The sequence below is a fragment of the Mesorhizobium sp. M7A.F.Ca.CA.001.08.2.1 genome (genome assembly GCF_003998455.1).
GTDB classification, from domain to species: Bacteria; Pseudomonadota; Alphaproteobacteria; order Rhizobiales; family Rhizobiaceae; genus Mesorhizobium; species Mesorhizobium ciceri.
In genome coordinates this window covers 1-405 of sequence record NZ_RZPW01001493.1, presented here as the reverse complement: position 1 = coordinate 405, position 405 = coordinate 1, and the positions used below count along the sequence as shown (strand labels likewise).

Here is a 405-nt window from a genome sequence, read left to right as displayed (position 1 = left end):
GATATGGGCCGGCCTGTCGCCGGCGGCTCGGATGGTTTCAATGCGCATGGCTTGTCACCCCGCGCGCTGTTTTCTGCCGCACCCGCACCATCTTGATGGCGAAGACGCCCTTCACACAAACAGCCGGCCGGTGGAACTCCTCAAACCGGCTGGCCCTCTGCGCACCATGTGACATTGGCTACTCCCGGCCTTCCAGGATGCGCCGCACCGCGACGAGCTTGCGCGCCCGTTCACCTTGCAGCGCCTTTGTCTGCTCGGGCGTGTAGGCAAACATGCCCTCGCCCGACTTGATGCCGAATTTCGACGCAGCCGTCTTCTCCAGAACCATCGGCGCCACATCGTCGCGGTTGGAGAGATCGGCATTCAGGAAGGACGAGACGGATTTGTAGATATCCAGCCCCGCCA

Annotated in this window: 1 pseudogene; it reads right to left on the bottom strand. The window is 62.7% G+C overall.

What is annotated here, in order from left to right:
* Positions 1-178 precede the first annotated feature (178 nt).
* Positions 179-405: pseudogene (locus tag EN914_RS38150) on the bottom strand (3-hydroxyacyl-CoA dehydrogenase family protein); the annotation flags it as partial.